The sequence below is a fragment of the Tateyamaria sp. genome (assembly GCF_039940735.1).
Lineage (GTDB): Bacteria > Pseudomonadota > Alphaproteobacteria > Rhodobacterales > Rhodobacteraceae > Tateyamaria.
On record NZ_JBDVGB010000054.1, the window covers coordinates 29,409 to 54,931 of the forward strand.

The following is a 25,523-nucleotide window of genomic DNA, read 5'->3' on the forward strand; positions in this document are numbered from 1 at the left end:
GCTTTATAAATTCACTTTTCGTCTTATTGGAAAGGACGTCTTGCCGGAGGAATTCGGCTTCTCAACAAGAGGCATCACATGTCGAGCACTGCATTCTGGCTTCAAGCCATCGCTTATACCATTTTTTTGATAGTCATTCTCGGCCAGTATCGGGGATGGTTCTGACTTATTTTTCCATGCAATCACCATCACACTAAAAACGCCTCATCTACAGGCACCTGCATCGCCGTCACCAACCCATTGGTCTGCATGGCCATGCCGATCACACTCATTAGCTCTCCGTGTTGCTCGGGCGTCATGCCTTTGGCCTTTGCGCCAGCCGTATGGGAATGCGCGCAATACGAACACCCGTTGGCCACGGACACGGCGATATAGATCATCTCTTTGACCAATGGGTCCAAATCGCCGGGCCCCATCACGACCTTTAAGCGATCCCACGTCGCCTTGAGCAGCGCGGGGTCATTGGCCAAAGCGCGCCAGAAATTGTTGATAAAGTCCGTGCCGCGCGTGGCCCGGATATCGGCGTAAACGGCCAGCACCTCTGCGCTGGCCGCTTCGTCACTTATGAGGGGTACAGTTCCCATTCAGACCATCGCAAAGATACGCGCAGGACCGCCCGTACCACCCACATGGTTTGGTGCGCCAACAACCAGCGTGGCCCCGGCCGCCGGCACTTGGTCAAGCCCGGCTAGGTTTTCGATGCCATAACGTCCGGCAGGCAACCACGCATAATGGGTCGCGAAATCTGGCGATGGGCCATGATCCAGCGACAGCGTATCCACTGCCATTGCGGCGGCGGTGGTTTCCTCTAGCAACATTTGCGTGGCCTCAACATGGAAACCGGGGAAGTGTTTGACGTTGTCCGCATCGTTGCCAACATAGGCCGCCGCATCGCCAGATTTGGCCGCCCAGCCCGAATGCATTGCGATGCAGGCTTTGTCTGGGATGGCTCCATGGGCCGCGATCCACGCCTTAAGGTCATCAGGCGTCACTTGCGCGTCGGGGTTTCCTGCCGCTTTGGCCGCGATGTCGATCACGCAAAGCGGGATCACCAGATCGCTCACTGGAATCTCGTCCACAGAAGTGCCATCCGCGGAAAAGTGCAGCGGTGCATCGATATGGGTGGCCGTATGTTCATTGATGGTCAGATTGAGCAGGTTGAACCCATGTTCAGCAAAGTTGAACTGCTGTTCCGTGGAAATGCCGGGTACCCCAAAGAACGTTGGGAAATCAGGGCTCAGTTTGTGGGTCATGTCAAATACGCCAGCATGGCCCGCCGCCATCGCGGCAGGGGCCGACGCCACACCAATGGTCGCTGCCGCACCGGCAGCCACGGCAGTTGTCTTGAAAAAATCGCGACGGGAAAGCATCCGCTCTTTCACCGCGTTCATCACACATGCATCACACATCTTGTATTCCTCCCTTAGGTTTCGAATACATTCAGAGTGGACCCATCACTTTTTTATTGAAACCATAAATTGTGCGCGCACCACTTATGGCGATCAATTGTACGTCACGTTCTTGGCCGGGTTCAAAGCGCACAGCCGTGCCTGCCGCAATATCCAACCGCATACCGCGCGCTGCATCGCGATCAAATTCCAGCGCGGCATTCGCCTCGCCAAAATGGTAATGAGACCCCACCTGAACAGGCCGATCCCCGGTATTGGCCACACGCAGGGTGATCGCTTGCGCATCCGAGTTCAGATTGATCGCGCCTTCGCCCGTTATCACTTCTCCTGGGATCATCGCGCATTCTCCTGCTTCATTGTTCTTAAAATACTCATCTTCAACGGATCGGATTGTGGACAGTCACCAGTTTGGTGCCATCCGGAAACGTCGCTTCGACCTGCACATCGTGGATCATCTCAGGCACGCCCTCCATGCATTGATCGCGGGTGATGACCTGCGCGCCAGCCTCCATCATGTGGGCAACGGAATGGCCGTCGCGCGCGCCCTCAACCACAGCGTCGGTGATCAATGCAATCGCCTCGGGATGATTCAGCTTGACCCCACGGGCAAGGCGTTTGCGGGCCACTTCGGCAGCCACAGAAATCAGCAATTTGTCTTTTTCACGCGGGGTAAGCTGCATGTCTATAGTCTCCAGCACAGCGGCATTTCGCTGCTCGTCAAATGGTCAAGAATGGGCAAAAGATGCTTGCGCAAAGCATAGCCCGAAGGGGCCAACAGGCGCATCACCAAAACGTCCGTAGCCAATAGGCTGGCCCCGCCTGTGGTGGGCAGAAGGGCACGCAACGGGGCCAGGTGCGTCTCAGCGTCGGTGCCGGCATAGGTCAAAGATACCATGGCTGATGCACCACTTGCACAGGCCGCGCGCTGCATGTGGGCCGTGATGTCACCGCTCATCCGCCAAGCATCGCGCACCAATGGCGCGCCTTCACGGGTTATATCAATCCGGTCGGCCATGAGGCCCGACACAGTGTCTTCGCCCATGGCCAAACGACCCACACAAAGCGGTTCCACGATCAAGGCCCGCCCAGAGCCTTCGATGTCACAAGACAATCGTCGCTCAAACGCGCAGCCATCAAAGACCAGTGTTTCTTGGGGCAACCACCATAAGGTCGCGCCATCTTGCACGTGTAAATTGGTCGAAACGCGGCCAATTTCGCCCGGTTGCGCACGATAGGCGCGCTCGCAGGCCTGCGTGGTCAAGGTCAGGTGCGTGCCTTCACCCGCTTGGGCAGTGTTGGTGAAACTGTCACCGCCCGTCACGCCGCCAGAGGTGTTCAGCAAAACCGCCGTCAGCCCGCGATTGGCGCGTGGAAAAACGGCCTTGGCTGCACCTTGCTGGTAAAGATCACCCAGTACAGTGCGCGTGCCCAAGCGTTTGGTGGACAAGCGCACCACGCCAACCGCGCGCGGCTGCTTTGCCGGCGCAGGTTGCATCTGGGTCAAAGGCATATGTGCGGTCATCATGTTTCGCTTACGGCAGGCTGACGCAATAAAAGCACTCTGGGCACCTAAGGGCCAGAGTTGACGGCCTTATGGGTAGTCTCAGTTTTGAAAGTGCTGAAAATTTAGGCGCGACGGCGCAATAAATAGGTATCCATGATCCAACCATGGGCCGCACGCGCTTCGGCGCGACGTGCGATGATGCGCGCAGAGGCGTCGCTCAGGCGACCTGCCTCAAGGATTTGTTCAGGCATCCCCAGATAGGCTCCCCACCAGATGTCAAAGTCGTCACCATCAAGGTTGTGAAAAGTGCAGTCCGCATCCAACATGACCACAAGCGTCTCGCACCCGTCTGGCCAGCCGTGGTCGCGCAAGCGCCGCCCGGTTGAAATCGTCACAGGTGCATTCAGGGTATTGAGCGGGATCGCATGGGCAGCCGTCAGGGCTTGGATCGACGTGATGCCTGCGACCACATGCAAACGCGGCGACGGGTTTAGGCGCGCGGCAATGCGCAAAGTGCTATCGTAAAGCGACGGATCACCCCAAACGAGCAGCGCAATTTTTTGGGCCTCAGGGTGCGCGGCCATCGTTGCCGCCCAAATGCGAGCGATTTCATCGTGCCAAGCATCAACCCGCGTCAGATAGGGCAGGGTGTCATCGCGCACGGGCATATCAAACAGTGCGATAAGAGCATCATCGCGTACCTCGGCGATGATCCGAGTACGCAGGTCTGCCAAGTCAGATTTACCCGGTTTGTGGGGCACAAGGATCAGGTCAGCCTGTGTAATTGCGCGCCGCGCCTCACCGGTTAGGTGATCGGGGTTGCCAGTGCCAATGCCAATCAGATGCAGGTCAATCATGGGGGGCTTTCATGAAAAAGGGCCGCGCAGGTGGCGCAGCCCTTGGGATCGTTTCTAGGGTTCGGATCAGGCTGCAGTGAACAAACGGTGCGTGAACAGGTTGCCCGTTTTCCAGTTACGCGCACCTTTGGCGGCAGCAAGGATCGCCAGATCAGCAAGGGGCTCGATCACGACGACAAAGGCATAGGCCGCCCCAAATGTCAGCACAGACTGAAGGTTGGCCGCACCAAAGCCTTGGCCGTAAATGGCCCAGAACGCGACCCAAGCAATGATGCCGCCTTGATAAACAGCGGACATTTTCAAAACCTGAGAATAGTCCAGATCCACATAGGCGCGTCCATCCGGCACAATGCGTTTGGCCAGCGTGTGCAAGGCAAACAGCGGGAACAACAGCGTGGTCACGTTGACAAAGAACATGGGCAGATCGCTTGGGGCAAAAAAGGTGCCCTGAAGGAGCAGACCTAGGACAAGGCCAGCCGCAGCGGCCCCGGCGCCAAGCAGTAAGAACAGCGATGTGCCAAGGATAAAGTGGACCTCGGAAATACCAGCCGAGAAATGCGGCAACACTTCGAAGAACACAAAGGTGCCAACGGTAGCCAAGGCTGCGCGCAGCACAAAGGCAGGCACATTGGCGAATTTCAAATCATTGGCGGCCAGTTTCAGCGAATAGCCGGCGGCCGCAGCTGCGGACCCATAGGCAAACACCATTTTTGCGCCATCTACGACGCCCGGTTCGATATGCATTTTTCTCTCTCCTCGCCACCCACCCGGCAGCATGTTGACCGGTTGCCCGGCGTGTTTCGTTTTGATGGCAGGTCTCCTGACTTCCGGGTCGCTGCGGGGCCGAACCTTCCCGACCTTTTTCAAGGCCAGTGGTGTGTGCCGGGCCACTCTCCGGTTACAGTTGCGGGGGCAGTCCGGGCGTTGAACCCGGTTCCCTTTTCAGACCTCTAACGAGGTCACCATCGCTGCCACGTTTACATTGATTCCGCAGCCCGACAAGTCTGTTCGCGGCATTTTGGGATGCTGTTTTGCCAAGGACGCGTCATCACGCACCTTGCGTGTGTTTGGATGTGTCTGATTTTGCATATTTTTGGAACAATGAAGCGAAAGGATAACGCTCCATTTCATTGTTCATCAAATATGCAAATGCGGATCAAGACTCCGCAAGCGCACCGTAAAGGATCAACGCAGGCGCGTCGCTTATACTTGTTTCCAGTTTTGCGGCGAGTTCTGCAATATTCATGCGGTGCAAGGCCTGCGCGGGCGTACTGACACCCTCGGCCAGTAAGGCGGGCGTGTCGCCCGCCAACCCGGCGTCCATCAGCATTTTGGCGAAAGCCGGAAAAGTGCGTTGCCCCATGAACACTACTGTGGTGGCTTGGGCATCTGCGAGTGCCGCGAGGTTTAGATCATCGGGCAGTGCACCGCGCACGTCGTGGCCAGTTACGAATTGTACGCGCCGTGCTGTCAGTCGTCGTGTAAGTGGGATGCCTGCGGCGGCGGCGGCGGCACAAGCCGAGGGTACACCGGGGATGATTTCGTAAGCGATATCAGCTGCTTTAAGCGCATCTATTTCCTCTTCGAGCCGACCAAACGTACCGCCATCGCCCGACTTCAACCGTACGACGCGCCCGCCGGTGCGTGCATAGTCTACAAGTAATTGGCTAACGTGGTTTTGTTTTGGCGAAGGACGTCCTGCGCGTTTGCCAACTCCGACAAGATCAGCGCCGTTGCGGGCATGGGTCAGGATGGGGCCCGAACTCAGGTCATCAAACAGCACTGCATCCGCGTGTTTTAAGCGATCGACGGCTTTGAGCGTCAGCAGTTCTGGATCACCGGGGCCTGAACCGACAAAACTGACAAATCCGCTCATGGGGTTTCACCTGTGATCAGGTGGAAAAAGGTGCCCGTGACGTGGTTTTTTCGTGAGCCCGTTTCCGGCACAGGGTTGCCATCAGCGTCAAACACATTCGCCAACGGGGCATCAGGTTCGTCCAAAATGGTCGAGTAATGGAATTCGTGACCACGCAGAGCGGCACCTGTGTCAAATCCGGGCAGGGGGGCTTGCAGCACAGCCCGGCGATAGCCGAGGTGGAATTTGCGTTTTTCATAGCTGGTCACGAGGTTAAGCAGCCCAGCCATTTCGTGGCGAACGCCTTCTTTGTCAATCAAGGAGGCACCAAGTGCCATGTAGCCTCCGCATTCGCCGTGCACAGGTTTTGTTTCAGCAAATACACGCAGGCCGGATTTGAAGGTCTGCGCTGCGGCCAGCGCGCCGCCGTGCAATTCGGGGTAGCCTCCGGGGAGCCATGCTAGATCGGCGCTTGGATCGGGAGCCTGATCTGCAAGCGGTGAGAAGGGTAGAATTTCAGCGCCCGCAGCGCGCCAGCCTTCCAGAAGGTGAGGATATGTAAAAGAAAATGCCGCATCGCGGGCCAATGCAATCCGCTGGGCGGGGGGTGTTGGCAGTGGGGCGGGAGCCATCGTGGCCCCTGCACGAGCGGCCTGTTTCAGGGCGTCTAGGTTCACGTTTTCGCGTAGGAATTCGGCGTATCCAGAAATTGCTGCCTCTAAGTCGGGGTGTTCTACGGCTTGGATTAAACCAAGGTGACGTTCCGGCAGTTTGAGGTCGCCGCGTCTTGGCAATGCGCCCAGAACTTTGACCCCTGCGCGTTCCATGCCCAAACGGGTCAGCCGTTCGTGGCGCGGGCTGGCGACACGGTTCAGGATCACACCTGCAAAGGGCAGATCGGGGTTGTACATTTTGAATCCCAGCGCCGTGGCCGCCGCCGATTGTGCCTGCCCGCCAACGTCGATCACCAGCACCACGGGCCAACCCATTTTCAGGGCCGTTTCTGCGCTGGAGCCAAACCCGGATTGTCCACGTGTGGCGACGCCGTCGAACAGGCCCATCGACCCTTCGCCCACACAGATATCTGCGCCATTTTGTTGTGCCGCGATGCCGCCCAACAGCGCTTCGTCCATCGCCCATGTGTCAAAGTTGAACGACGGGCGTCCGGCGGCGGCAAGGTGAAAGGCCGGGTCGATATAATCGGGGCCGGATTTGTAGGGTTGCACGGTCAACCCATCGTCGCGCAAAGCGCGCAGCAGGCCCAGCATCACCGTGGTTTTACCAGTGCCCGACGCGGGGGCCGAAATCATAAGTCCGGGAGGATTAGTCATCATTATGGCTCCAACTGGCCCAAGGGCTGTCTGCACTTTGTGGCCGGTAGCGGCGGTCGTAATCGGTTGAATAGAGGCAACTTTCGTCGAAATCTGTCGCTTCAATGGCGTGCCCGACAAGGATGAGCGCCGTGCGCGAGATATCTTCGCTCATTGCGTCCTTGAGTGTGGCAAGCGTCGCGCGGATGATACGTTGATCAGGCCAACTGGCGCGGTACACAACCGCGACGGGGCAATCGGCACCATAGGCGGGCGACAGGTCGGTGATCACCTGATCAAGGTTGCCAATCGAAAGGTGGATCGCCAGCGTGGCGCCAGTGGCGGCAAAGTTGGTCAGCGTTTCGCCTGCAGGCATCGACGACGCACGGCCGGGGGTGCGTGTTAGCACCACAGATTGCGCAACGCCGGGCAGGGTCAATTCGGCCCCCAAGGCCGCGGCGGCCGCGCTGAACGACGGCACGCCGGGCGTGACCGTAAAGGGGATGCCGGCGGATTTCAGGCGTCGCAATTGTTCGCCCATGGCCGACCAAACCGATAGATCGCCCGAATGCAGGCGCACGATGTCTTGGCCCTTGGTGTGGGCTGCGTTGATTTCTTCCATGATCTGATCAAGGTCCATGGCGGCGGTATTGACCACGCGTGCATCAGGTGGACAGTGCCCCAAGATCGCCTCTGGCACCAATGATCCGGCATACAGGCAAACGGGGCTGGCGGCGATCAGGTCGCGCCCGCGCAGGGTCAACAAGTCAGGCGCGCCGGGGCCTGCGCCGATAAAGTGAACGGTCATGCGTCGGCTCCTTTGGCGATGGCGCAGGTGGCCATGCGGTCGTTTGAAATTTGGCGGGTAACAATCAGGGTTGAGCCTGGGCCCGCGGCGGCAAGGGCGGCGGCTTCGGCCACTGACCCGGTGCGGCGCATGAGGCGGCTGAGGAACGATTGCGTTTTGGTTTCGGCAGCTTCCAGCGCATTGCGCGTGACGGCGTTGGCGATCAGACGCTGTGCGCGGCCAAAATCAAGGAAGGCAGGTTGCAGCGCTTTGTCTGATGGAGTTGCTAGCAAGTCAATTTTATCTTTGTAACCCGTGGCCTTTAACGCTTGTGCGAAGCTTTCAGGGGTCGCGTTGCTGGTGAAACCAAATCCGGCGACAACGATTTGTTTGGGCGTTTGATCGTTCATCGGTTCAGGCTCCATTGAACAACGGGATAGGACGCGGACCAGCCACGTTTTGCGCCCAAAGGTTTGGTGTTTGCGATCTCGATCCGCATCAATTCGCCGCCGTATTGCGTTTGGGCGTTGGCCAAAAACGCTTCGCCCTCCAGAGTGACCGCGTTGACCACAAGGCGGGTGTTCAGTGCGATGACCGCCTCCAACAGATCGGTGCTTAGTCCGCCACCTACAAAAATCGCATCGGGCGTGTCTATGCCTGTCAGGGTCTCGGGTGCGTTGCCGTTTATGATGGTCAGGCGGTGGTCTACCCCCAAGTCGTCCGCGTTTTGGCGGATGCGGGCAGCGCGATCCGCGCGTGGTTCGATGCAGGTGGCCCGCGTGGTGGGATGCGCCAACAACCATTCCAGCGCGATCGAGCCGGAACCCGCGCCCACGTCCCAAAGGTGTTCATGCGGTTTCGGTGCGAGGGTCGATAGCGTTATGGCACGGATGGGGCGTTTGGTCATTTGTCCGTCGCTTTTGAATGTGGAGTCGGTTTGGCCGGTGGCTGTTGTCAGGGACGGTCCGTCGCCCGCGACTGTTATCGCAGCACAAACCGGGTGGTCGTAGGCACCTGTTAGGGTGGCGGCCTTTGCGGTTGTGATGCGTTCTTGCGGTCCGCCCAGATGTTCAAAGATCGTCAAGGTGCTGTCGCCAAACCCCGCACCGTTCAAATAGGCGGCAAGGTCGTGTACGCCGTTGCCGTCGCGCAGTGTCGCAATGATCTGCGTCCCCGGTGCAAGGTGGCGGCGCAGGCGCGCCATCGGCGCTGCGTGCAGACCAACGCAATGGGTCTTATCCAGCGCCCAGCCCAGTTGAGATGCGGCCAGTGCAAAACAGGATGCGGTTGGAAACGCGCGCCATTCGTCGGGTCCAAAGCTACGCGCAATCACAGACCCCGTTCCAAACCAAAACGGGTCACCCGAGGCCAAAACGGCCACCTGTTTGCCCCTGAGGGACGCCAGGATCGCGATGCCGTTCGCAAATGGTACGGGCCATTCGATACGTTCTGCGCTGCCTTCTGGGATCATCGACAGATGGCGCGGCGGGGCCATGATGATATCGGCGGCGCGCAGGGCGGCTTGACTTGCGGCGCTCAGGCCTGCAACTCCGTCCTCGCCTATACCGATGATGGTCAACCAAGGGGTCTCAGACATGGCAATCAACCTTCTGATCCTTGGTGGCACGACTGAGGCGACGGCTTTGGGCGCGGCAGTCGCCAGCGCAGGTCTGTCCGGCACAGTCAGTTTCGCGGGGCGGGTGGAACGGCCCAAGCGGCAGCCCTTGCCACAACGTGTCGGTGGATTTGGTGGCGTTGAGGGGTTGCGTACCTATCTGCGCGACAATGACATCACGCATGTGGTTGACGCCACGCATCCTTTTGCCGCGCAAATGAGCAGCAATGCTGTGCGGGCCTGCGCGGCGGAGAACGTTCCGCTGATCGCCCTGACCCGTGCGCCATGGCGCGCACAAGCGGGCGACAACTGGACCCATGTGCCCGACATTGCAGACGCTGTGGCCGCGCTTGATCGCACTGCGGCCCGCGTCATGCTGGCTGTTGGGCGTATGCATCTGGATGATTTTGCACCCAATCCGCAACATTTCTATTTGCTGCGTTTGGTTGATGCGCCCAGCACCCCGCCGGCCTTTCCAGAACACCATGTGTTGGTGTCGCGTGGACCGTTCACTGCGCAGGACGATCTGGCCTTGATGCGGGACCATCGCATTGACCTTGTTGTTTCGAAAAATTCCGGTGGCACAGGCGCTTATGCTAAGATTGAGGCCGCGCGCGCCTTGGGCGTCCCCGTCATTATGATCGACAGGCCCACCATTCCAGACGGCGCAACGGTCTATAGCGTCGCTGATGTGATGGCATGGCTGCGTCATGACGAAAACCGTGGCGTATAGACGATTGGGGCAGCGCCCGTTTCGATGATCCGGGTCTGGCTTGATCCCACAATCACCACTGTGCGCATGTCGGCCATATCGGCCTGCGTGTCTTGCAAAGGGACAACGTTGATCGTTTCGTCCGCGCGGCTGACATTGCGCGCAAAGATCACCGGGCGGTTGTCGGCGCAGGCCTCTTTCAGCACCTCAAGGGTGCGCACAAACCCTTCGGGGCGGGATTTTGAGCGCGGATTGTAAAACGCCATGGCAAAGTCCGCCTGAACCGCAAGCCGCAAGCGGTTTTCGATCACGGTCCATGGTTTGAGGTTGTCGCTTAGGTTGATGGTGCAAAAGTCATGACCCAAAGGGGCACCGGCACGTGCGGCTGCGGCCAGCATCGCTGTGATGCCGGGCAACACGCGGATATCAAGGGTGCGCCATTCATTCGGCCCGGCCTCGACCGCCTCGAACACGGCCGCGGCCATGGCAAACACGCCGGGATCGCCGGAGGAAACCACAACCACTTGACGCCCCTCACTTGCCATTTCAAGCGCATGGCGCGAGCGATCAAGTTCGACGCGGTTGTCTGTCGGGTGCAGCGTCAGACCGGGGCGCGCAGGGATGCGGGCCACATAAGGGATATAGCCAACGATGTCCGTGGCGTGTGCAAGGGCGGCTGTGACCTCGGGGGTCACCAGCGCGTCGTCGCCGGGGCCAAGCCCTGCAATGACCAGTGAACCCGTCATGGTCTGCGCCCGTGCCCGTGTACGATGATGATCGAGAAGTAGGGGGTCACTTTGCCCTCGGTGTCCGAGAGCTTTTGCACCGTTTGGTTGGGCATTGTGGCGTATTCCACCAACCATGCGGCATCGTATTTTCCAGCAGTGCGCAGGGCGCTGCGGACCTTGTCGATGTTGCGCCCGATTTTCATCACAACAAGTGCGTCGGCCGATGCCATGTTGCGCGCAAGGATGTCTTCGTCCAGCGTGCCCATCAGCACCGTCAGGATGTCATCGCCCCATGTGATCGGCGCGCCCGTCGCTGTCCACGCGCCCGACATGCCGGTGATGGCAGGCACAACCTGCACAGGGATATCATCCTTGAGGCGGGTATAAAGGTGCATAAACGAACCATAGAAAAACGGATCCCCCTCGCACAGCACAACCACGTCATGGCCCGCATCGGTCAACGCACGCAGGCGTTTGGTGCACTCGGCGTAAAACGTTGAAAGCGCTTGGTTATAGGCCGGGTCCGTCAGCGGGATTTCGGTGGTGACCGGGTATTCCAAAGCGTGTTCGATCGTATCAGCGGGCAACAGATCATTCGCCAATGTGCGCGCTTGGCCGGGGCGGCCTGCTTTGCGGAAAAACGCGACATGCGTGGCATTGCGCACCAGACGGTCAGCGCGCACGCTTAGCAAGTCAGGATCGCCGGGGCCAAGGCCGACGCCATAGACTGTGCCGGGTGTGACGGGGCTGTTCATTCTTTGCGGCTCGCGATGGCGTTGACGGCCGCGACGGTGATGGCACTGCCGCCCAAGCGTCCTTGGACGATGCAGCAAGGCACGGGTTGATCCGCCCAAAGCGCGTCTTTGGATTCGACCGCGCCGACAAAGCCAACGGGGCAACCAATGATGGCCGCAGGGCGCGGGCAGGCGGGGTCCTCTAGCATATTGAGCAGGTGGAACAAGGCAGTGGGCGCGTTGCCGATGGCCACCACGGCACCTGCCAAATGTGGTCGCCAAAGTTCAAGCGCTGCGGCAGAACGGGTGTTGCCCATTTTGGCGGCTAAGGGGCGTACGGCCTCGTCATGGAGCGTGCAAATCGCTGCATTATCGGCAGGCATGCGGGGGCGGGTGATGCCTTCAGACACCATGCGCGCATCGCATAGGATCGGCGCGCCTGCTTCGAGTGCTGCGCGGGCTGCGGGAACAAAACCGGGCGAAAAGCGACAGTGCTGTTCCAGCCCCACCATGCCGGCCGCGTGGATCATGCGCACGGCGACTTGTTCTTCGTCCGCATCGAACCGGGCTAGGTCGGCCTCGGCCCGAATGGTGGCAAAGGATTGCAGGTAAATGGCCGCGCCATCGGTTTGGTATTCATAGGGCATCTGATTGGGCCTTGAGGTCTGATGCGGAGAGCCCGCGCTGGCAGGGCTGATCCCATGGATGGCCCTGTTTCACAAGGTCATACGTGCCGTCGTGTCCGACCAAAGTGGTGGCAGCGGCGTGGCGGTACGCGCACCCTTTAGAACAGCCCGAGACATGCAAGTCGCGATGCGCAGGCGCAAGCGCGCGGGCCAGTTGGCGGGTGTCGACGGTTGCAGCGGCACAGGCCGGTGCGCCGGGGCAGGCATGGGCGGTCAACAACGGATCGTTCGGGGCGGTGATAAAGCCGTGCGCGTCTGCAAGGATCGCGTTTTCAAGCTGAAACAATCGCCAAGGGGTGACGCGGAAAGCGGTGGCATCGCTGTCGTGAATGAGGGCGGACAGGCTTGCGGCCTCAAGACTGCCAAAGGCAACGCCCAAAGTGACGGTGCCGTTCCGGTTGCTTGGTGACAAAGGCAGAATAGCGGCGGCTGGTAAGGCGGACATCCAGTCCGCCGGCGGTGGTTTCATCGCGACATGCCCTGCCATGCGGCGCGCTGTGGTCTGCGTGTCGGCGAACCACTGCGCCATCTCGCACAAAGCGTCGATGGCCGTGTCTTCGTTGGTCAACCGCCCTCGGCTGAGGCCATTAAGGCGCAGCAACAGCGCGCCATCCGCTGTGCGTTCAAATCGGAAATCCGCAGAGGTTTTAGGCAAGATCGGCGATGGCCCTGCATCAATCGCTATACCCATCTTGGCGGGCAGGTCCGGTAAGTCATCAAGGCGATCACAGACAGCATCGTACAAGCGCGTATTCAGATCGTCGGCTTGCCACAAAGGCGTGGTCACAATATTGCGCCGCGTCTCGCGTTCGGGGGTGTCATCGAGCACTCCCAGCGCCAATAACGCAGACAAAACAGCCTCGTGGCCTGTTTCTTTGATGCCGCGCAATTGCAAATTCGCACGGCTGGTAAGGTCGATGATCCCATTGCCTTCGGCCTGCGCAATGGCGCAAAGCCCAAGGGCCTGATCCGATGTTAAACGCCCCAGACGGGGGCGTATACGCACGATCAACCCATCGCCCGACATCATCGGTGTGTAAGCGCCGGGACACCAACCTTTGATTTGGCCTTTGATTTTGCTCGGTCCACTCATTGCGCGGCCTCTAGGGCGGCGCGGATCGAATTGCGCCGCGTCTGCCACAGGCCTGCGGCGTCGAGGGCGGCGAACTGGTCAAGCATCGCTTGATACGCACCGGGATTGGCATCCTGCAAAAAGGCGCTGACTTGTGGGTCGCCCAATGTGGCCTCGTGATAGGCGTCAAACAGGTGTGGCTGCACGACGCCTGCCAGATGGGCGAATGCGGCCATGTGATCAAGAGTTGCCGCGATTTCGGCCCCACCACGAAAGCCGTGACGCATCATGCCCGCCAGCCATCCTGGTTGTGTCGCGCGGGCTTGGACGACGCGGGCGATTTCTTCGGGCAGGGCGCGGGCACGGGGTCGGTTAGGGTCGGTGGAATCAAGGTGGTAAAGCGCAGCCTGACCGCCCGTGATGGCTTGGGCGGCAGCAAAGCCTGCTTCGTGCGCGGCATAGTCTGACGCAAGAAGGATATCGGTTTCAGGCAGGTCTTGCAGGTGCACAAAGCTATCTGCGGCGGCGACGCGTGCGCGAATGCCACTCGTGTCCTTGATCGCCGCGTCCCCATCAAGGGCATAAGCGCTGGCGGTCAGCCAAGCTTGCCCTGCGGCGGCGCGGCTTTCCTCGGTAAAGGTTTCAAGATCTGCTCCCATGCCAAGGCCAAAGCTGCCCGGCGCTGGGCCATAGACGCGGGCAATATCGGTGCGGCCTGCGTATGGGTTCCAGTCGGGGGCCTCATCACGCTGGCTTAGCGCGCGCACGGCTTGGGCAAAAAGGGCGGAAAGCGTGGGAAAGACATCGCGAAACAGGCCAGAGACGCGCAAAGTGACGTCAAGGCGCGGGCGATCAAGGTCGGTGATCGGCAATACCTCGATGCCAGACACCCGTTCGGACCCTTTGTCCCAGATAGGGCGCACGCCCAGTAGGTGCAGCGCCATGGCAAATTCTTCGCCTGCGGTGCGCATGGTGGCAGAGCCCCAAAGATCCACGATCAACCCGCGTGGCCAGTCGCCATGGTCCTGAAGGTGACGGCGCACCAGTTCTTCGGCCAGTTTGACACCTTGGGCATAGGCCGCACGCGTGGGCACGCCGCGCGGGTCGGTGGTGAACAGATTGCGCCCAGTCGGCAACACATCACGCCGCCCGCGATAAGGCGACCCAGAAGGCCCACCTGCGATGCGCTTGCCGTTCAAAGCATCAACCAAGGATTGGCGTTCGCTGACAAGGCTGGCCGAGTCGTAGGGTGCGTCCTTGGACGCACCTTTGCCCCAAACGTGCAAACCGTCCCCGTATTGGCTTTCCTTGATGTCACAGACAAAACGGTCAATGCGGGTGATCGCCTCGGCGGTTGAAGTGGCGCGCGCAAGGCCAAGGTCGTCTTCAACCCCAAGGGCCTGCGCTTCGGCGCGAATGCCATCCTGAAGGCGATCGCGACGCTTTGGATCAAGCCCGTCGGCGGTAGAAAACTCATCAAGCAACGTTTCCAACCGCACAAGCCGGTCCGGTGTGTCCGAGGCTTTCAACGGCGGCGGCAGGTGGCCAAGGGTCATGGCGCCGATACGCCGCTTGGCTTGGGCTGCCTCGCCGGGGTCATTGACGATAAAGGGGTAAATGACGGGCATTGAGGCCGTCAGGGCTTCGGGCCAGCAGATGTCGGACAAGGCGACAGATTTGCCGGGCAACCATTCCAATGTGCCGTGCGCGCCGATGTGGATCAGGGCTTGGGTCTGGGTGCGCACCCACAGGTAAAACGCGACGTAGCCGTGGCGCGGGGTGCGCGCGAGATCGTGGTAGTCGTCATCGCGTGTCTCGGGCGTGCCACGTTCGGGTTGCAACGCGATGGTGACATTGCCCCAGCGAACAGCCGGAAAATGGAATTTTCCGTCCTGCGCTTCATTGCTGGGATCGCCCCAAGCCGCAAACAGGTCCTCGCGCAAGCATTGGGGCAGGGTGGCAAGGGCCGCGCGGTAATCGGCCAAGGGCCACGTGATGGTTTCGCTGCCAAGGGCATCGGTCAGCGGCGTCTCTGTTTGAATGACGTGGTGGCCTGCCTCTTTCAGGTCATCAAGGATCACCTCAGCAGAGGCCAGCGCATCCAGCCCGACTGCATGGGCCATGTTCCAGTCTTTGCCGGGATAAGTGCTGAGCACCAAGGCCAGTTTGCGATCAGCCGCCGGGGTGCCTGCAAGGTCCGTCCACGCTTTGACCTTGTCGGCGACCGCTTGCGTGCGGGCCACATCGGCCTTGTGCGCATAACGCGAGAATTGCAGATGGTCATCGCGCGGTTGGGGTTCTTTGAACGACGATACACCCGCAAACAGGCGCCCATCGACTTCGGGCAAGACCACATGCATGGCAAGGTCAGCGGGGGACAAGCCGCGTTCGGCTTCCTCCCACATGTCGCGGGTTGAGGTGGCAAGTGCCACTTGGAACACGGGCACGCCACCTGCGTCCAACGGCGATGTGCCGTCCTTGCCTTTGCCAGAAAACGCAGTGGCGTTGACGATGGCCGATGGGCCAAGATGCGCGATCTGACGGGCCATCCAGGCGCTTGCATCCGGGGCTTTGAGGGACGGCGCAAACAGGCCGATCACACGAAACCCGCGCGCATGCAGAGCGTCGAACAAAGCCTCAATAGGAGATAAGTCTGCGGCCGCAAGATAGGCGCGATAGAAGGTAATAATGACCAGCGGCTTGGGGTCATCGTCCACGATCAGCGGGCAACTCACCCCATGTTCCGGGGTCCAAGCGCCAACCAAGGGGAGGGCCTTTGTCCCCGCGACAGGTCCGGCATAAAGTCCCGAGGCCAGCGTCAATTGCGCAAGTGCAGCCTGTGCTGCCACAGCGCCCCCTGTGTCGCACAAATGCGCAAGCCTGCGCAGCGTAGACACGGGCAGCGTCGATAATTCATCCAATCGCGTGTCGATCCGCCCATCGGCGGACAACACGGCCAAAGCGATACCTTTGGCCTGCGCCAAGGCGTAAACTTGCTGCAAACCATAGGCCCAATAGGGCACGCCACCGATCAGACGGATCAGAATGCCGCGCGCCCCCGCGAGGGTCTGTTCCACATACGTATCGACCGACAGTGGATGTTTTAGGCCGACCAAATTTGCAAGCCGTAAGGTGGGCATTTTGCCCACCTCGCCCCCGCCGCGATGCCAGCCAGCCCCAAAGGCCCCCAAGTCGCTGTCCGAGAACGACAAAACCACCAGATCCGCAGGCGTCTGGCCCAGATCTGTTGGGGTCTCGGTTTCTTCGAGGCCATGGCTTTCGCGAAAGACGACGTGCATGGGGGGCTTTCTGGTTTATTCAGCGGCTTCGGACACCTGAACCAACGCCGCACGAATGGCGTCGCTGTTTACGTCATCATGTTCGGCAATCACGACCAAACGACCCTGACGGGGTTCATTCGGTCCCCACGGGCGATCAAACTGATGCCGCACGCGAGCGCCAACGGCTTGAACCAACAGGCGCATGGGTTTGCCCACAACGGCGGCGTATCCTTTGACGCGCAGGATGTTTTGCGACTTTGCCATGGCTTCGATCCGCGCGACCAGCTCGGCAGGGTCATTGATTTCGGGGATGTCGATGATGACCGACTCGAAATCGTCATGTTCGTGATCATCATGCCCATCGTGGTGGCTGGGGCGGGCGTCCATGTCGTCTTCGGCGGCGGCCTCAAGCCCAAGGATAATGCGGGGATCAACTGCGCCTTCGGCCACTTCGACCACAGGCAGCGGGCGGGGTGTTTCGGCGGCGATGATCTCTTTGGCCTTGGCGATACCTTCCGGGCCAGCCAGGTCAGGTTTGGTCAGCAGGATGATGTCAGCGCAACTGATCTGATCCTCAAACACCTCGGACAGCGGCGTTTCGTGATCAAGGCTATCATCTGCCAAACGTTGTGCATCGACGCGTGCAACATCGGGGGCAAAACGACCAGCGGCGACCGCTTCGGCATCGGCCAGTGCAATCACGCCATCCACAGTGATGCGCGAGCGAATATCAGGCCAATCAAACGCTTTAAGCAGCGGCTTGGGCAAGGCAAGACCCGAGGTTTCGATCAAGATATGTTCGGGCTGCGGATCGATGGCCATCAAGGCCTCGATTGTTGGAATAAAGTCATCCGCCACAGTGCAGCAGATGCAGCCATTGGCCAATTCCATGATGTTTTCAGCGGGGCAATCGGGGATGGCGCAGGATTTCAGGATCTCGCCGTCCACGCCAACATCGCCAAATTCGTTGACGATCACGGCCAGCCGTTTGCCTTGCGGGTTTTGCATCAGGTGGCGCACCAGCGTCGTTTTGCCCGAGCCAAGGAAGCCAGTGATCACAGTGACGGGGATTTTATTGAGGGTAGCCATGTTTAAAACTCCTGCGGGGGAATGCGGGCGATGCAGTTTTTGCGAAAGTGGTCCGAGCGTTCGCGCCAAGGCACAAGGCCATCGGCGGTGGCGGCGTATTTGGTGATGCCGTCGACAACCAGTTGGGCGTCGCGCCCTTCGATGAAGTTGCCATAGACATAGGTCCAGCGTTTGTCGCCGCCGCGCACAGCGACGGAACAACCCGACGAGCAGTTTGACAGGCATTCGACGGCCTTAAGGGTGACGTTGGCAGGCATCTTGTGCTTGGCAATCTCGGCATGCAGGGCGGTGCCGGGGCGGACGCCATTTTCGGGCATTTCGGCCTCGCGCAGGCATTTTACGCAAACCAACACCTCTACAGGGGCGAGGTTAGGGGGGGGCAAGTCGCTCATCTTTTATCCCATATGTTTTGGGCATTGGATGGCGGGCGGCACAGGTGCCAAAACGACCCGACACCCGGAACACCCCGTCCGGTTTCGTCATATCTTCTCGTGCTGGCAGGTCTCCCGGCTTGCGGATTTCAGGTCTCCCTGACGGTGGCCCTGCCTTCCCGACACATGCGCGTCAGTGGCTGTAGGCGACCTTCTCCGGTCACGGTCGCGGGGGCGGCTGCGTTTGGACCATAAGGTCCGCTGCATTCCCTTTTCACCCAAAGTGTTCGCTTAGGGCACCAGCAATTCCCTAGTGCGCGCGGCTTGAGCATGAGTCAAGCGCGAACAGGATGGAGCCGTCGGTTCTTGTGGTGTAGGGATTGGGTCGGAGGGTGCCATGCAGCAACCAATCATCGTGTGGGATTTTGACGGCGTCTTGAACGCCAATGTCATCGATGGACGGTTCGTTTGGGCGGACCGGTTGCAACAGGATTGGGGGATCGACCGGGCTGCGTTGGTGGCGCATCTGTTCCATCGCGACCGGATCGGCCGGATCATGCGCGGACAAATTGATTTGCGCGATGAACTGCAATTTTGGTTAACAGATGCGGGCCGTAATATCGATGCAGATACGTTTCTGGCCTATTGGTTCGCAAGAGACGCTTTGCCTGATGCAAAGGTTGTGCGTCACCTTGAACGCAGCGACGCGACCCACGTGATCGGCACCAACAACGAGGCCCGCCGCGCCGCCTTTATCGAACGTGATATGGGCTTTGGCAGCCTTGTTCGCCATATCTTTGCATCGGGCCGTATGGGGCATGCCAAACCTGACACCGCCTATTTCCGCCACATCGAAACATGGAGCGGGGCGCCCGCCCATGCCCATGTACTGATCGACGATACCCAAGCCAATGTGACCGCCGCCTGCGCACTTGGGTGGCAAGGCTTTCACTTTACAAATGAAACGCGCGGCGGATTGCCAGCGTTTCTGGATCAACTGGGATGAGGCCACAAACGCCTCTGGCCCCCGCGCAAAAATGATGGCACGAAACCCATCAGAAACTTCAGGAGCCTGCCATGGACGACGCCACCGAACGCCACAATGCCAAGATGAAAAAGATCAAGGCCGCCCGCGATAAGATGATGGCGACCAAGACCGAAGAAAAAGGTCTGATCATGGTCCACACGGGGCCGGGTAAAGGTAAATCATCCAGCGGATTTGGGATGATCATGCGCTGCATTTCACACGGTATGCCGTGTTCAGTCGTGCAGTTTATCAAGGGAAATTGGGAAACAGGCGAACGGACCTTTCTGCGCGATCGCTTTGCGGACGAGTGCCGGTTTTTTGTGTCGGGCGAAGGGTTTACGTGGGAAACGCAGGACCGCGAGCGCGACATTGCCGCCGCCCAAAACGGGTGGAAAATTGCGCAGGAACAGATTTTGGACCCTGAAATTTCGTTTGTTCTTCTGGACGAAATCAACATCGCGTTGCGCTATGATTATCTGGATATCGACGAAGTGGTCGATTTTCTGTTGGAGAAGAAACCGGCCATGACCCACGTGGTACTGACAGGGCGCAACGCCAAACCCGAGCTGATCGAGGCGGCGGATTTGGTAACCGAGATGACATTGATCAAACATCCGTTCAAGGATCTGGGTGTGAAGGCGCAAAAGGGTGTGGAATTTTAAAGCCAATGGCTGGCGCGCGCCCTTGTTGCGCGATGCGGCGTTGCTCGAACATCTGGTTTCAAGGCTTGGGTAAAAAAATAGACGGAGCCGCGTAGTGTGCTACGCTCGCTGAAAATCGCAGCATAAAGGGAGGAAAAACATGCTCGATACTTCAGTTTCAGATCAAACTCAGACGTTTTTGGATGCATTTGGCGAGACGTTATCAAAAGGGGATATCGCCGCAGCCTGTGACATGTTCGAAGATGATTGTTATTGGCGCGATCTCGTCAGCTTTACTTGGAATATCAAGACTGCCGAAGGCAAAGATCAGATCTCAGATATGCTGTCCCATCAGCTTGCCGCCACGAAACCGAGTGGTTGGAAAATTGCTGAGGGCGAAGTTCCAACAGAAGACGGTGGTATTACGACAGCTTGGATTGAATTCGAAACAGAGGTCGCACGCGGGTATGGCTTGCTGCGTCTGAAGGGCGACAAAATTTGGACTCTGCTTACCACCATGACCGAGTTGAAAGGCCATGAAGAGCCTGCGGGCGACAATCGGCCTATGGGCGCAAAACACGGGGCGAGTAAGAATCGACCGAGCTGGGCGGAAGATCGTGCCACTGAAGAGGCCGAGCTTGGGTACGAAACGCAACCCTATTGCGTCATCATTGGCGGGGGACAAGGCGGCATCGCCATGGGCGCGCGGCTTCGCCAGTTGGGTGTGCCAACGATCGTCGTCGAACGTAACGCGCGTGCTGGTGATAGCTGGCGCAACCGATACAAATCGCTCTGCCTGCATGACCCGGTCTGGTACGACCATCTTCCTTACATGAAATTCCCGGAAAACTGGCCGGTCTTCTCGCCTAAAGACAAGATTGGCGACTGGCTCGAGATGTATACCAAAGTAATGGAATTGAATTACTGGACAAACACCACTGCCAAGTCCGCCAAGTTTGATGAGACCACAGGTGAATGGACAATCGTGGTGGACCGCGACGGTGCTGAGGTTGTGCTGAAACCAAAGCAGCTTGTCATGGCCACCGGCATGTCTGGCAAAAAACGGATGCCAGAATTTGCGGGGATGGATGTGTTCAAGGGCGTTCAGCAACACTCGTCAGAACATGACGGGCCGGATGCCTGGGGTGGCAAGAAGGTTGTTGTCGTTGGATCTAACAATTCGGCCCATGACATCTGCGCCGCACTTTGGGAACAGGACGCTGCTGTCACGATGGTGCAAAGGTCTTCGACGCATATCGTGCGATCTGAGACTTTGATGGAGGTCGCACTTGGCGACCTTTATTCCGAACGTGCAGTCACCGCAGGTATGACAACGGAAAAGGCGGACCTGATATTTGCGTCATTGCCGTATCGCATTTTGCACGAATTCCAGATTCCGGCCTATGCCGCGATGAAAGAGCAGGACAAAGAGTTCTACGACTGATTGGAAAAAGCTGGTTTCTGGCTGGATTGGGGCGATGACGAAAGTGGGCTATTTATGAAATACCTGCGACGGGGCTCGGGGTATTACATTGATGTGGGTGCAAGCCAGCTGATCATTGACGGCGACGTTAAGTTGAAGCGCGGTCAGGTCACCGCACTTGATGAAACTGGCGTGGTTCTGGATGACGGTACGCATCTCGATGCTGATCTGGTTGTCTATGCAACCGGCTATAACTCGATGAACGGATGGGTCGCGGATTTGATCGGTCAAGAGACGGCCGACCAGCTTGGCAAGGTTTGGGGGCTTGGGTCTGACACGACCAAAGATCCCGGACCGTGGGAAGGCGAACAACGCAATATGTGGAAACCAACCCAAATTTCCAACCTCTGGATGCATGGTGGAAATCTGCATCAGTCACGGCATTATTCGCAGTTTTTGTCCTTGCAGATCAAAGCGCGAATGGAAGGTATTCCGACGCCCGTCTATGGGTTGCAACAGGTCCATCACCTTTCCTAAGAACAATCACGGAACTTAGAAGCAGGCCTTCGTATTCTATCAATGAAGGTCCGCTTCGCCCCCGTAAAGTAGTCTCTCCAACAGTTATTTTTCTGCAGTACGCACCGATCAATCAGTGCGAGGTTTTCAACGATGCGATCAATATGGTGTGCCAAACCGCAAACCCGGCATCGCTTTTCCATCTGGTCCAATCGTGGAAACTAAATTACGTCCATATGATGCGCAAAGTGGAAGTGATCCTGAACAGGGTCAAGGCAGGTTGATGACCAAATCCCTCATGATCCAAGGCACCGGCTCGAATGTCGGTAAATCGATGTTGGTCGCGGGTTTGTGCCGCGCGGCTGTGCGGCGCGGGCTATCTGTTGCGCCTTTTAAGCCGCAAAACATGTCCAACAATGCCGCTGTGACCACTGACGGGGGCGAAATTGGCCGCGCGCAGGCTTTGCAGGCAAAGGCGTGTGGGTTGGATGCGCATACCGATATGAACCCGGTGTTGCTCAAGCCCGAAACCGACGTGGGGTCGCAAGTTGTGGTGCAGGGCAAACGGATGGCAACCGTGAAGGCGCGCGATTATGCGGTGATGAAGCCTACTTTGATGGCGTCGGTTTTAGACAGTTTTAACCGACTGAAGTCGCAATATGATTTGGTGTTGGTCGAGGGCGCGGGCAGCCCGGCCGAGGTTAATCTGCGAACCGGCGATATTGCCAACATGGGCTTTGCCCGCGCCGCTGATGTACCTGTTATTCTGGCAGGCGATATTGATCGGGGCGGTGTCATTGCGCAGCTGGTTGGCACGCAGGCGGTCATTGATGCGGATGATGCGGCGATGATCGCGGGCTTTGTCATTAACCGATTTCGGGGTGATCCAAGGTTGTTTGATGACGGGTATGCCATGATCGAACAGCATACGGGTTGGCGCGGTTTTGGGGTGGTGCCGTGGTTCAGCGATGCGTGGAAATTACCGGCTGAAGACGCGTTGGATATCGCGACGCCTGTGCGCAGCAAGGGGCTGCATATCGTCTGCTTCAAGCTGTCGCGGATTGCGAATTTCGATGATCTTGATCCCTTGGCGCAGGAACCGGGTGTGCGGTTGACCATGTTGCATGAAGGGCAGGCGTTGCCCGCTGATACTGATGTGGTGATCATTCCCGGCAGCAAATCCACGCGAGGGGATTTGGCGTTTTTGCGGGCACAAGGCTGGGACGAGGACGTGCGCGCGCATTATCGACGCGGCGGGCATGTGTTGGGCATTTGCGGTGGATTTCAAATGCTTGGGCATTTTGTGGATGATCCTGATGGGATCGAGGGGGCCGCTGGGCGGACGGATGGCCTTGGTCTGCTGGATGTCGAAACGGTAATGACTGGGGATAAACGTCTGAGCACGGTGGCCGCGGTGCACGCGCCAAGCGGGCAGCGCTTTGACGGCTATGAAATCCATATTGGGCGCAGCGAAGGGCCTGATCGTGCGCGCCCGTTTGCACAGGTTGCGGGACAAGACGAAGGCGCGATCAACGCCGATGGCCGGGTGAGCGGCAGTTATCTGCACGGTATGTTCGCGGATGACGGTTTTCGTCGGGCGTGGTTGGCGGGTTTGAATGTTACAGCAAGTCAGGGGTCTTATAGCACGACAGTAGAGGCCACCTTGGATAGCCTTGCCGATCACCTTGAGGCGCATCTGGACGTTAGCGCACTTTTGGCTTGCGCGCGTTAGGGGTGGCAGGCGAAGATCACGACTATGCCTCATATCGTTCTGGAATATTCTGCCAACCTCGAAGATCGTCTGGACATGCATGCGCTTTGCGTGGCTTTGAAGGATGCCGCTGCCGTCACAGGTGTTTTTCCGCCCGCAGGCATCCGGGTGCGGGCGCATGCGGTTGATCACGTGGTGATCGCGGATGGTGACCCGCAGCATAGCTTTATCGACATTTCCATTCGGCTTGCCGCTGGGCGCGAGACGGCGGCCAAGACGCAGGCGACGGATGCAGTATTTGAGGCGGCGCGTACCTTTACGGCGGACGTGATGGCTGAGAGTGCGTTTATGTTGTCGTTAGAATTGCGCGAGATCGATGCAGCGTTCAGTCGCAAGGCCAGTTCTATCCGTGATTACTTGCCGCTCGATATGCACTGACGGTGGATGGCGTAGGTGTCCTACGCCTTACTTCAGAACGTGGCGGGTAAGGCGCAGGTGTCCTGCGCCATAGGGCATCCGGTTCCGGACGCGCGCGATCCGTTCAGCAAGTTACGGGGCATACACGTCGATAGGCATAAGATGGCGGTTTTGATTATCCGTTCAAATATCGCATGGCTCGTGTGGGCAAAAGTATGCCGCGCGCCCTGTTCCTAGCGTAAACAGCCGGTTTTGAGTCGAGCCGACGCTGCCGAACTTTTGTGTTCACTCTTGCCATTTAATGCAAACAGCCCGCCGACGGAAAACGGCGGGCTGCTTCTTTTAGCGGATCGCGTGATTTACAGTTCCGGATATAGTGGGAAACGCGCGCACAGTTCGGCGACTTCGGCTTTTACCTTATTCTCGACGTCGGCATTCCCGTCTTCGCCATTGGCGGCCAGACCATCGACCACTTGGTTGATCCAAGTGCCGATTTGGCGGAACTCGGCCTCGCCGAAGCCACGCGTAGTGCCTGCAGGGCTGCCCAAACGGATGCCCGACGTAATCGTGGGCTTTTCATCGTCAAATGGCACACCGTTTTTATTGCAGGTAATGTGCGCGCGGCCCAGTGCCTTTTCGGTCGCGTTGCCTTTAACGCCTTTGGGGCGCAGATCGACCAGCATTACGTGTGTGTCAGTGCCGTGGGTGACCGTATCAAGCCCACCTTGGTGCAGTTGATCCGCAAGTGCTTGGGCGTTCTTGATGACCTGTTGTTGGTAGGTCTTGAACGACGGGTCAAGGGCCTCGCCAAATGCGACGGCTTTGGCTGCGATCACGTGCATCAGTGGTCCGCCTTGGATGCCGGGGAAGATGGCAGAATTGAATTTTTTGGCGAGTGCTTCGTCATTCGTCAGGATCATGCCGCCACGTGGGCCACGCAGGGTTTTGTGCGTGGTCGTGGTTGCCACGTGCACATGCGGGAACGGGTTGGGGTAGACGCCCGCGGCGATCAGCCCGGCAAAGTGGGCCACATCGGCCAGCACAACGGCGTCAACCTTGTCCGCGATTTCGCGAATGCGTGCAAAGTCGATGACGCGCGGGATGGCAGACCCACCTGCGATGATCATGGCTGGTTTGTGCTCAAGCGCGAGCGCTTCGATTTGGTCATAGTCGATATCAAGTGTGTCGCGGCGCACACCGTATTGCACGGCGTTGAACCATTTGCCCGACTGGTTGGGTTTGGCGCCGTGGGTCAGGTGCCCACCGGCATCAAGCGACATGCCAAGGATTGTATCGCCGGGTTTCAACAGGGCTTGAAACACACCTTGGTTGGCTTGCGAACCAGAGTTGGGTTGGACATTGGCAAAATCGCAACCAAACAGTTGTTTGGCGCGATCGATGGCGAGGTTTTCTGCGACGTCGACATATTGGCAACCGCCATAATAGCGACGGCCCGGATAGCCTTCGGCATATTTGTTGGTCATGACGCTGCCCTGTGCTTCGAGCACAGCGGCAGAGACAATGTTTTCAGACGCGATCAGTTCGATTTCGTCACGCTGGCGACCAAGTTCGCTGCGGATCGAGCCAAACAGTTCCGGGTCGCGGTCTGCGAGGGATTGGGTGAAAAAGCCATCGGTGCGTTGAGGGGCGGTCATTGGGTGCTCTCCTGAAGTCGAGTCGGGTCAATTTGGGTCGTTTCCTATCGGAAACGATGTAGAGAGCAAAGGTTGTAAAGCCATATATGTGCATGAAGCGACGGCAATGCTGGTAAGGGCCGA

25 protein-coding genes, 1 pseudogene and 2 riboswitches are annotated in these 25,523 nt (G+C 58.6%); of the genes and pseudogenes, 6 read left to right on the plus strand and 20 right to left on the minus strand.

Features of this window, described 5'->3' with window-relative positions; genetic code table 11:
- Positions 1-188 precede the first annotated feature (188 nt).
- The 12 genes from ABJF76_RS11670 to cbiE form a co-directional block, all read right to left on the minus strand.
- Complete coding sequence (locus ABJF76_RS11670) at positions 189-584, minus strand: carboxymuconolactone decarboxylase family protein (protein WP_413819768.1); 396 nt, start codon at positions 582-584, stop codon at positions 189-191.
- The gene (locus ABJF76_RS11675; protein WP_413819769.1) at positions 585-1,409 is read right to left on the minus strand and encodes a cyclase family protein; all 825 of its coding nucleotides are present in this window, start codon (positions 1,407-1,409) and stop codon (positions 585-587) included.
- Positions 1,410-1,440: 31 nt separating this feature from the next.
- Positions 1,441-1,746 carry an urease subunit beta gene (locus tag ABJF76_RS11680; protein WP_413819770.1) on the minus strand — a complete coding sequence of 102 codons (306 nt, stop codon included), beginning with the start codon at positions 1,744-1,746 and terminating at the stop codon, positions 1,441-1,443.
- A 40-nt stretch (positions 1,747-1,786) separates the two neighbouring features.
- The gene (locus tag ABJF76_RS11685) at positions 1,787-2,089 is read right to left on the minus strand and encodes an urease subunit gamma (RefSeq protein WP_413819771.1); all 303 of its coding nucleotides are present in this window, start codon (positions 2,087-2,089) and stop codon (positions 1,787-1,789) included.
- A 2-nt stretch (positions 2,090-2,091) separates the two neighbouring features.
- Positions 2,092-2,931, minus strand: coding sequence for an urease accessory protein UreD (locus ABJF76_RS11690; RefSeq protein ID WP_413819772.1), 840 nt, complete (start codon positions 2,929-2,931; stop codon positions 2,092-2,094).
- 104 nt (positions 2,932-3,035) lie between these two features.
- Positions 3,036-3,770: a precorrin-6A synthase (deacetylating) gene (gene cobF / locus ABJF76_RS11695; protein WP_413819773.1), complete on the minus strand. Its 735-nt coding sequence runs from the start codon at positions 3,768-3,770 to the stop codon at positions 3,036-3,038.
- A 66-nt stretch (positions 3,771-3,836) separates the two neighbouring features.
- Positions 3,837-4,514 (minus strand): energy-coupling factor ABC transporter permease, encoded by a 678-nt coding sequence (locus tag ABJF76_RS11700; RefSeq protein ID WP_413819774.1) that lies wholly within the window; start codon positions 4,512-4,514, stop codon positions 3,837-3,839.
- Between the two features lie 48 nt (positions 4,515-4,562).
- Positions 4,563-4,752: riboswitch (cobalamin riboswitch) on the minus strand.
- A 174-nt stretch (positions 4,753-4,926) separates the two neighbouring features.
- The gene (gene cobA, locus ABJF76_RS11705) at positions 4,927-5,646 is read right to left on the minus strand and encodes a uroporphyrinogen-III C-methyltransferase (RefSeq protein ID WP_413819775.1); all 720 of its coding nucleotides are present in this window, start codon (positions 5,644-5,646) and stop codon (positions 4,927-4,929) included.
- Positions 5,643-6,959, minus strand: a complete 1,317-nt coding sequence (locus ABJF76_RS11710; RefSeq protein WP_413819776.1) for a cobyrinate a,c-diamide synthase — start codon at positions 6,957-6,959, stop codon at positions 5,643-5,645. Before ABJF76_RS11710 ends, cobA begins: the two co-directional genes overlap by 4 nt.
- The gene (cobM, locus tag ABJF76_RS11715; protein WP_413819777.1) at positions 6,949-7,743 is read right to left on the minus strand and encodes a precorrin-4 C(11)-methyltransferase; all 795 of its coding nucleotides are present in this window, start codon (positions 7,741-7,743) and stop codon (positions 6,949-6,951) included. The genes ABJF76_RS11710 and cobM overlap by 11 nt, the downstream gene beginning before the upstream one ends.
- Positions 7,740-8,132: a cobalamin biosynthesis protein gene (locus ABJF76_RS11720; RefSeq protein WP_413819778.1), complete on the minus strand. Its 393-nt coding sequence runs from the start codon at positions 8,130-8,132 to the stop codon at positions 7,740-7,742. Before ABJF76_RS11720 ends, cobM begins: the two co-directional genes overlap by 4 nt.
- On the minus strand, positions 8,129-9,319 hold the full coding sequence (gene cbiE / locus ABJF76_RS11725; protein WP_413819779.1) for a precorrin-6y C5,15-methyltransferase (decarboxylating) subunit CbiE: 1,191 nt from the start codon (positions 9,317-9,319) through the stop codon (positions 8,129-8,131). Before cbiE ends, ABJF76_RS11720 begins: the two co-directional genes overlap by 4 nt.
- Between cbiE and ABJF76_RS11730 the strand changes: the two genes are divergently transcribed.
- Positions 9,318-10,070 carry a cobalt-precorrin-6A reductase gene (locus ABJF76_RS11730; protein ID WP_413819780.1) on the plus strand — a complete coding sequence of 251 codons (753 nt, stop codon included), beginning with the start codon at positions 9,318-9,320 and terminating at the stop codon, positions 10,068-10,070. The two genes, cbiE and ABJF76_RS11730, sit on opposite strands and share 2 nt — an antisense overlap.
- On the opposite strand, the gene cobJ is transcribed toward ABJF76_RS11730, so the two are convergent.
- The 7 genes from cobJ to ABJF76_RS11765 are packed head-to-tail and all read right to left on the minus strand — an operon-like array spanning position 10,046 to position 18,031.
- On the minus strand, positions 10,046-10,795 hold the full coding sequence (gene cobJ / locus ABJF76_RS11735) for a precorrin-3B C(17)-methyltransferase (RefSeq protein ID WP_413819781.1): 750 nt from the start codon (positions 10,793-10,795) through the stop codon (positions 10,046-10,048). The two genes, ABJF76_RS11730 and cobJ, sit on opposite strands and share 25 nt — an antisense overlap.
- Positions 10,792-11,532: a precorrin-2 C(20)-methyltransferase gene (locus ABJF76_RS11740; protein ID WP_413819782.1), complete on the minus strand. Its 741-nt coding sequence runs from the start codon at positions 11,530-11,532 to the stop codon at positions 10,792-10,794. Before ABJF76_RS11740 ends, cobJ begins: the two co-directional genes overlap by 4 nt.
- Positions 11,529-12,158, minus strand: coding sequence for a precorrin-8X methylmutase (locus ABJF76_RS11745; RefSeq protein ID WP_413819783.1), 630 nt, complete (start codon positions 12,156-12,158; stop codon positions 11,529-11,531). Before ABJF76_RS11745 ends, ABJF76_RS11740 begins: the two co-directional genes overlap by 4 nt.
- Positions 12,148-13,290, minus strand: coding sequence for a cobalamin biosynthesis protein CobG (locus ABJF76_RS11750; protein ID WP_413819784.1), 1,143 nt, complete (start codon positions 13,288-13,290; stop codon positions 12,148-12,150). The genes ABJF76_RS11745 and ABJF76_RS11750 overlap by 11 nt, the downstream gene beginning before the upstream one ends.
- The gene (gene cobN / locus ABJF76_RS11755) at positions 13,287-16,568 is read right to left on the minus strand and encodes a cobaltochelatase subunit CobN (protein ID WP_413819785.1); all 3,282 of its coding nucleotides are present in this window, start codon (positions 16,566-16,568) and stop codon (positions 13,287-13,289) included. The genes ABJF76_RS11750 and cobN overlap by 4 nt, the downstream gene beginning before the upstream one ends.
- 15 nt (positions 16,569-16,583) lie before the next feature.
- The gene (gene cobW / locus ABJF76_RS11760) at positions 16,584-17,639 is read right to left on the minus strand and encodes a cobalamin biosynthesis protein CobW (protein ID WP_413819786.1); all 1,056 of its coding nucleotides are present in this window, start codon (positions 17,637-17,639) and stop codon (positions 16,584-16,586) included.
- A gap of 2 nt (positions 17,640-17,641) precedes the next feature.
- On the minus strand, positions 17,642-18,031 hold the full coding sequence (locus ABJF76_RS11765) for a DUF1636 family protein (protein WP_413819787.1): 390 nt from the start codon (positions 18,029-18,031) through the stop codon (positions 17,642-17,644).
- A gap of 86 nt (positions 18,032-18,117) precedes the next feature.
- Positions 18,118-18,329: riboswitch (cobalamin riboswitch) on the minus strand.
- A gap of 78 nt (positions 18,330-18,407) precedes the next feature.
- Here ABJF76_RS11765 and ABJF76_RS11770 point away from each other — a divergent pair.
- From ABJF76_RS11770 to ABJF76_RS11790, 5 genes and pseudogenes are all read left to right on the plus strand, one after another.
- Entirely contained in the window at positions 18,408-19,016 is a 609-nt protein-coding gene (locus ABJF76_RS11770; RefSeq protein ID WP_413819788.1) for an HAD family hydrolase, read from the plus strand.
- A gap of 71 nt (positions 19,017-19,087) precedes the next feature.
- Positions 19,088-19,699, plus strand: a complete 612-nt coding sequence (cobO, locus tag ABJF76_RS11775; RefSeq protein ID WP_413819789.1) for a cob(I)yrinic acid a,c-diamide adenosyltransferase — start codon at positions 19,088-19,090, stop codon at positions 19,697-19,699.
- 139 nt (positions 19,700-19,838) lie between these two features.
- Positions 19,839-21,638: pseudogene (locus ABJF76_RS11780) on the plus strand (NAD(P)-binding domain-containing protein).
- Positions 21,639-21,900: 262 nt separating this feature from the next.
- Complete coding sequence (locus ABJF76_RS11785; RefSeq protein ID WP_413819791.1) at positions 21,901-23,349, plus strand: cobyric acid synthase; 1,449 nt, start codon at positions 21,901-21,903, stop codon at positions 23,347-23,349.
- 24 nt (positions 23,350-23,373) lie between these two features.
- Positions 23,374-23,766, plus strand: a complete 393-nt coding sequence (locus ABJF76_RS11790) for a 5-carboxymethyl-2-hydroxymuconate isomerase (protein WP_413819792.1) — start codon at positions 23,374-23,376, stop codon at positions 23,764-23,766.
- Positions 23,767-24,104: 338 nt separating this feature from the next.
- Here the strand turns inward: ABJF76_RS11790 and glyA are convergent, their stop codons facing one another.
- Positions 24,105-25,400: a serine hydroxymethyltransferase gene (gene glyA / locus ABJF76_RS11795; protein ID WP_413819793.1), complete on the minus strand. Its 1,296-nt coding sequence runs from the start codon at positions 25,398-25,400 to the stop codon at positions 24,105-24,107.
- Positions 25,401-25,523: the final 123 nt, after the last annotated feature.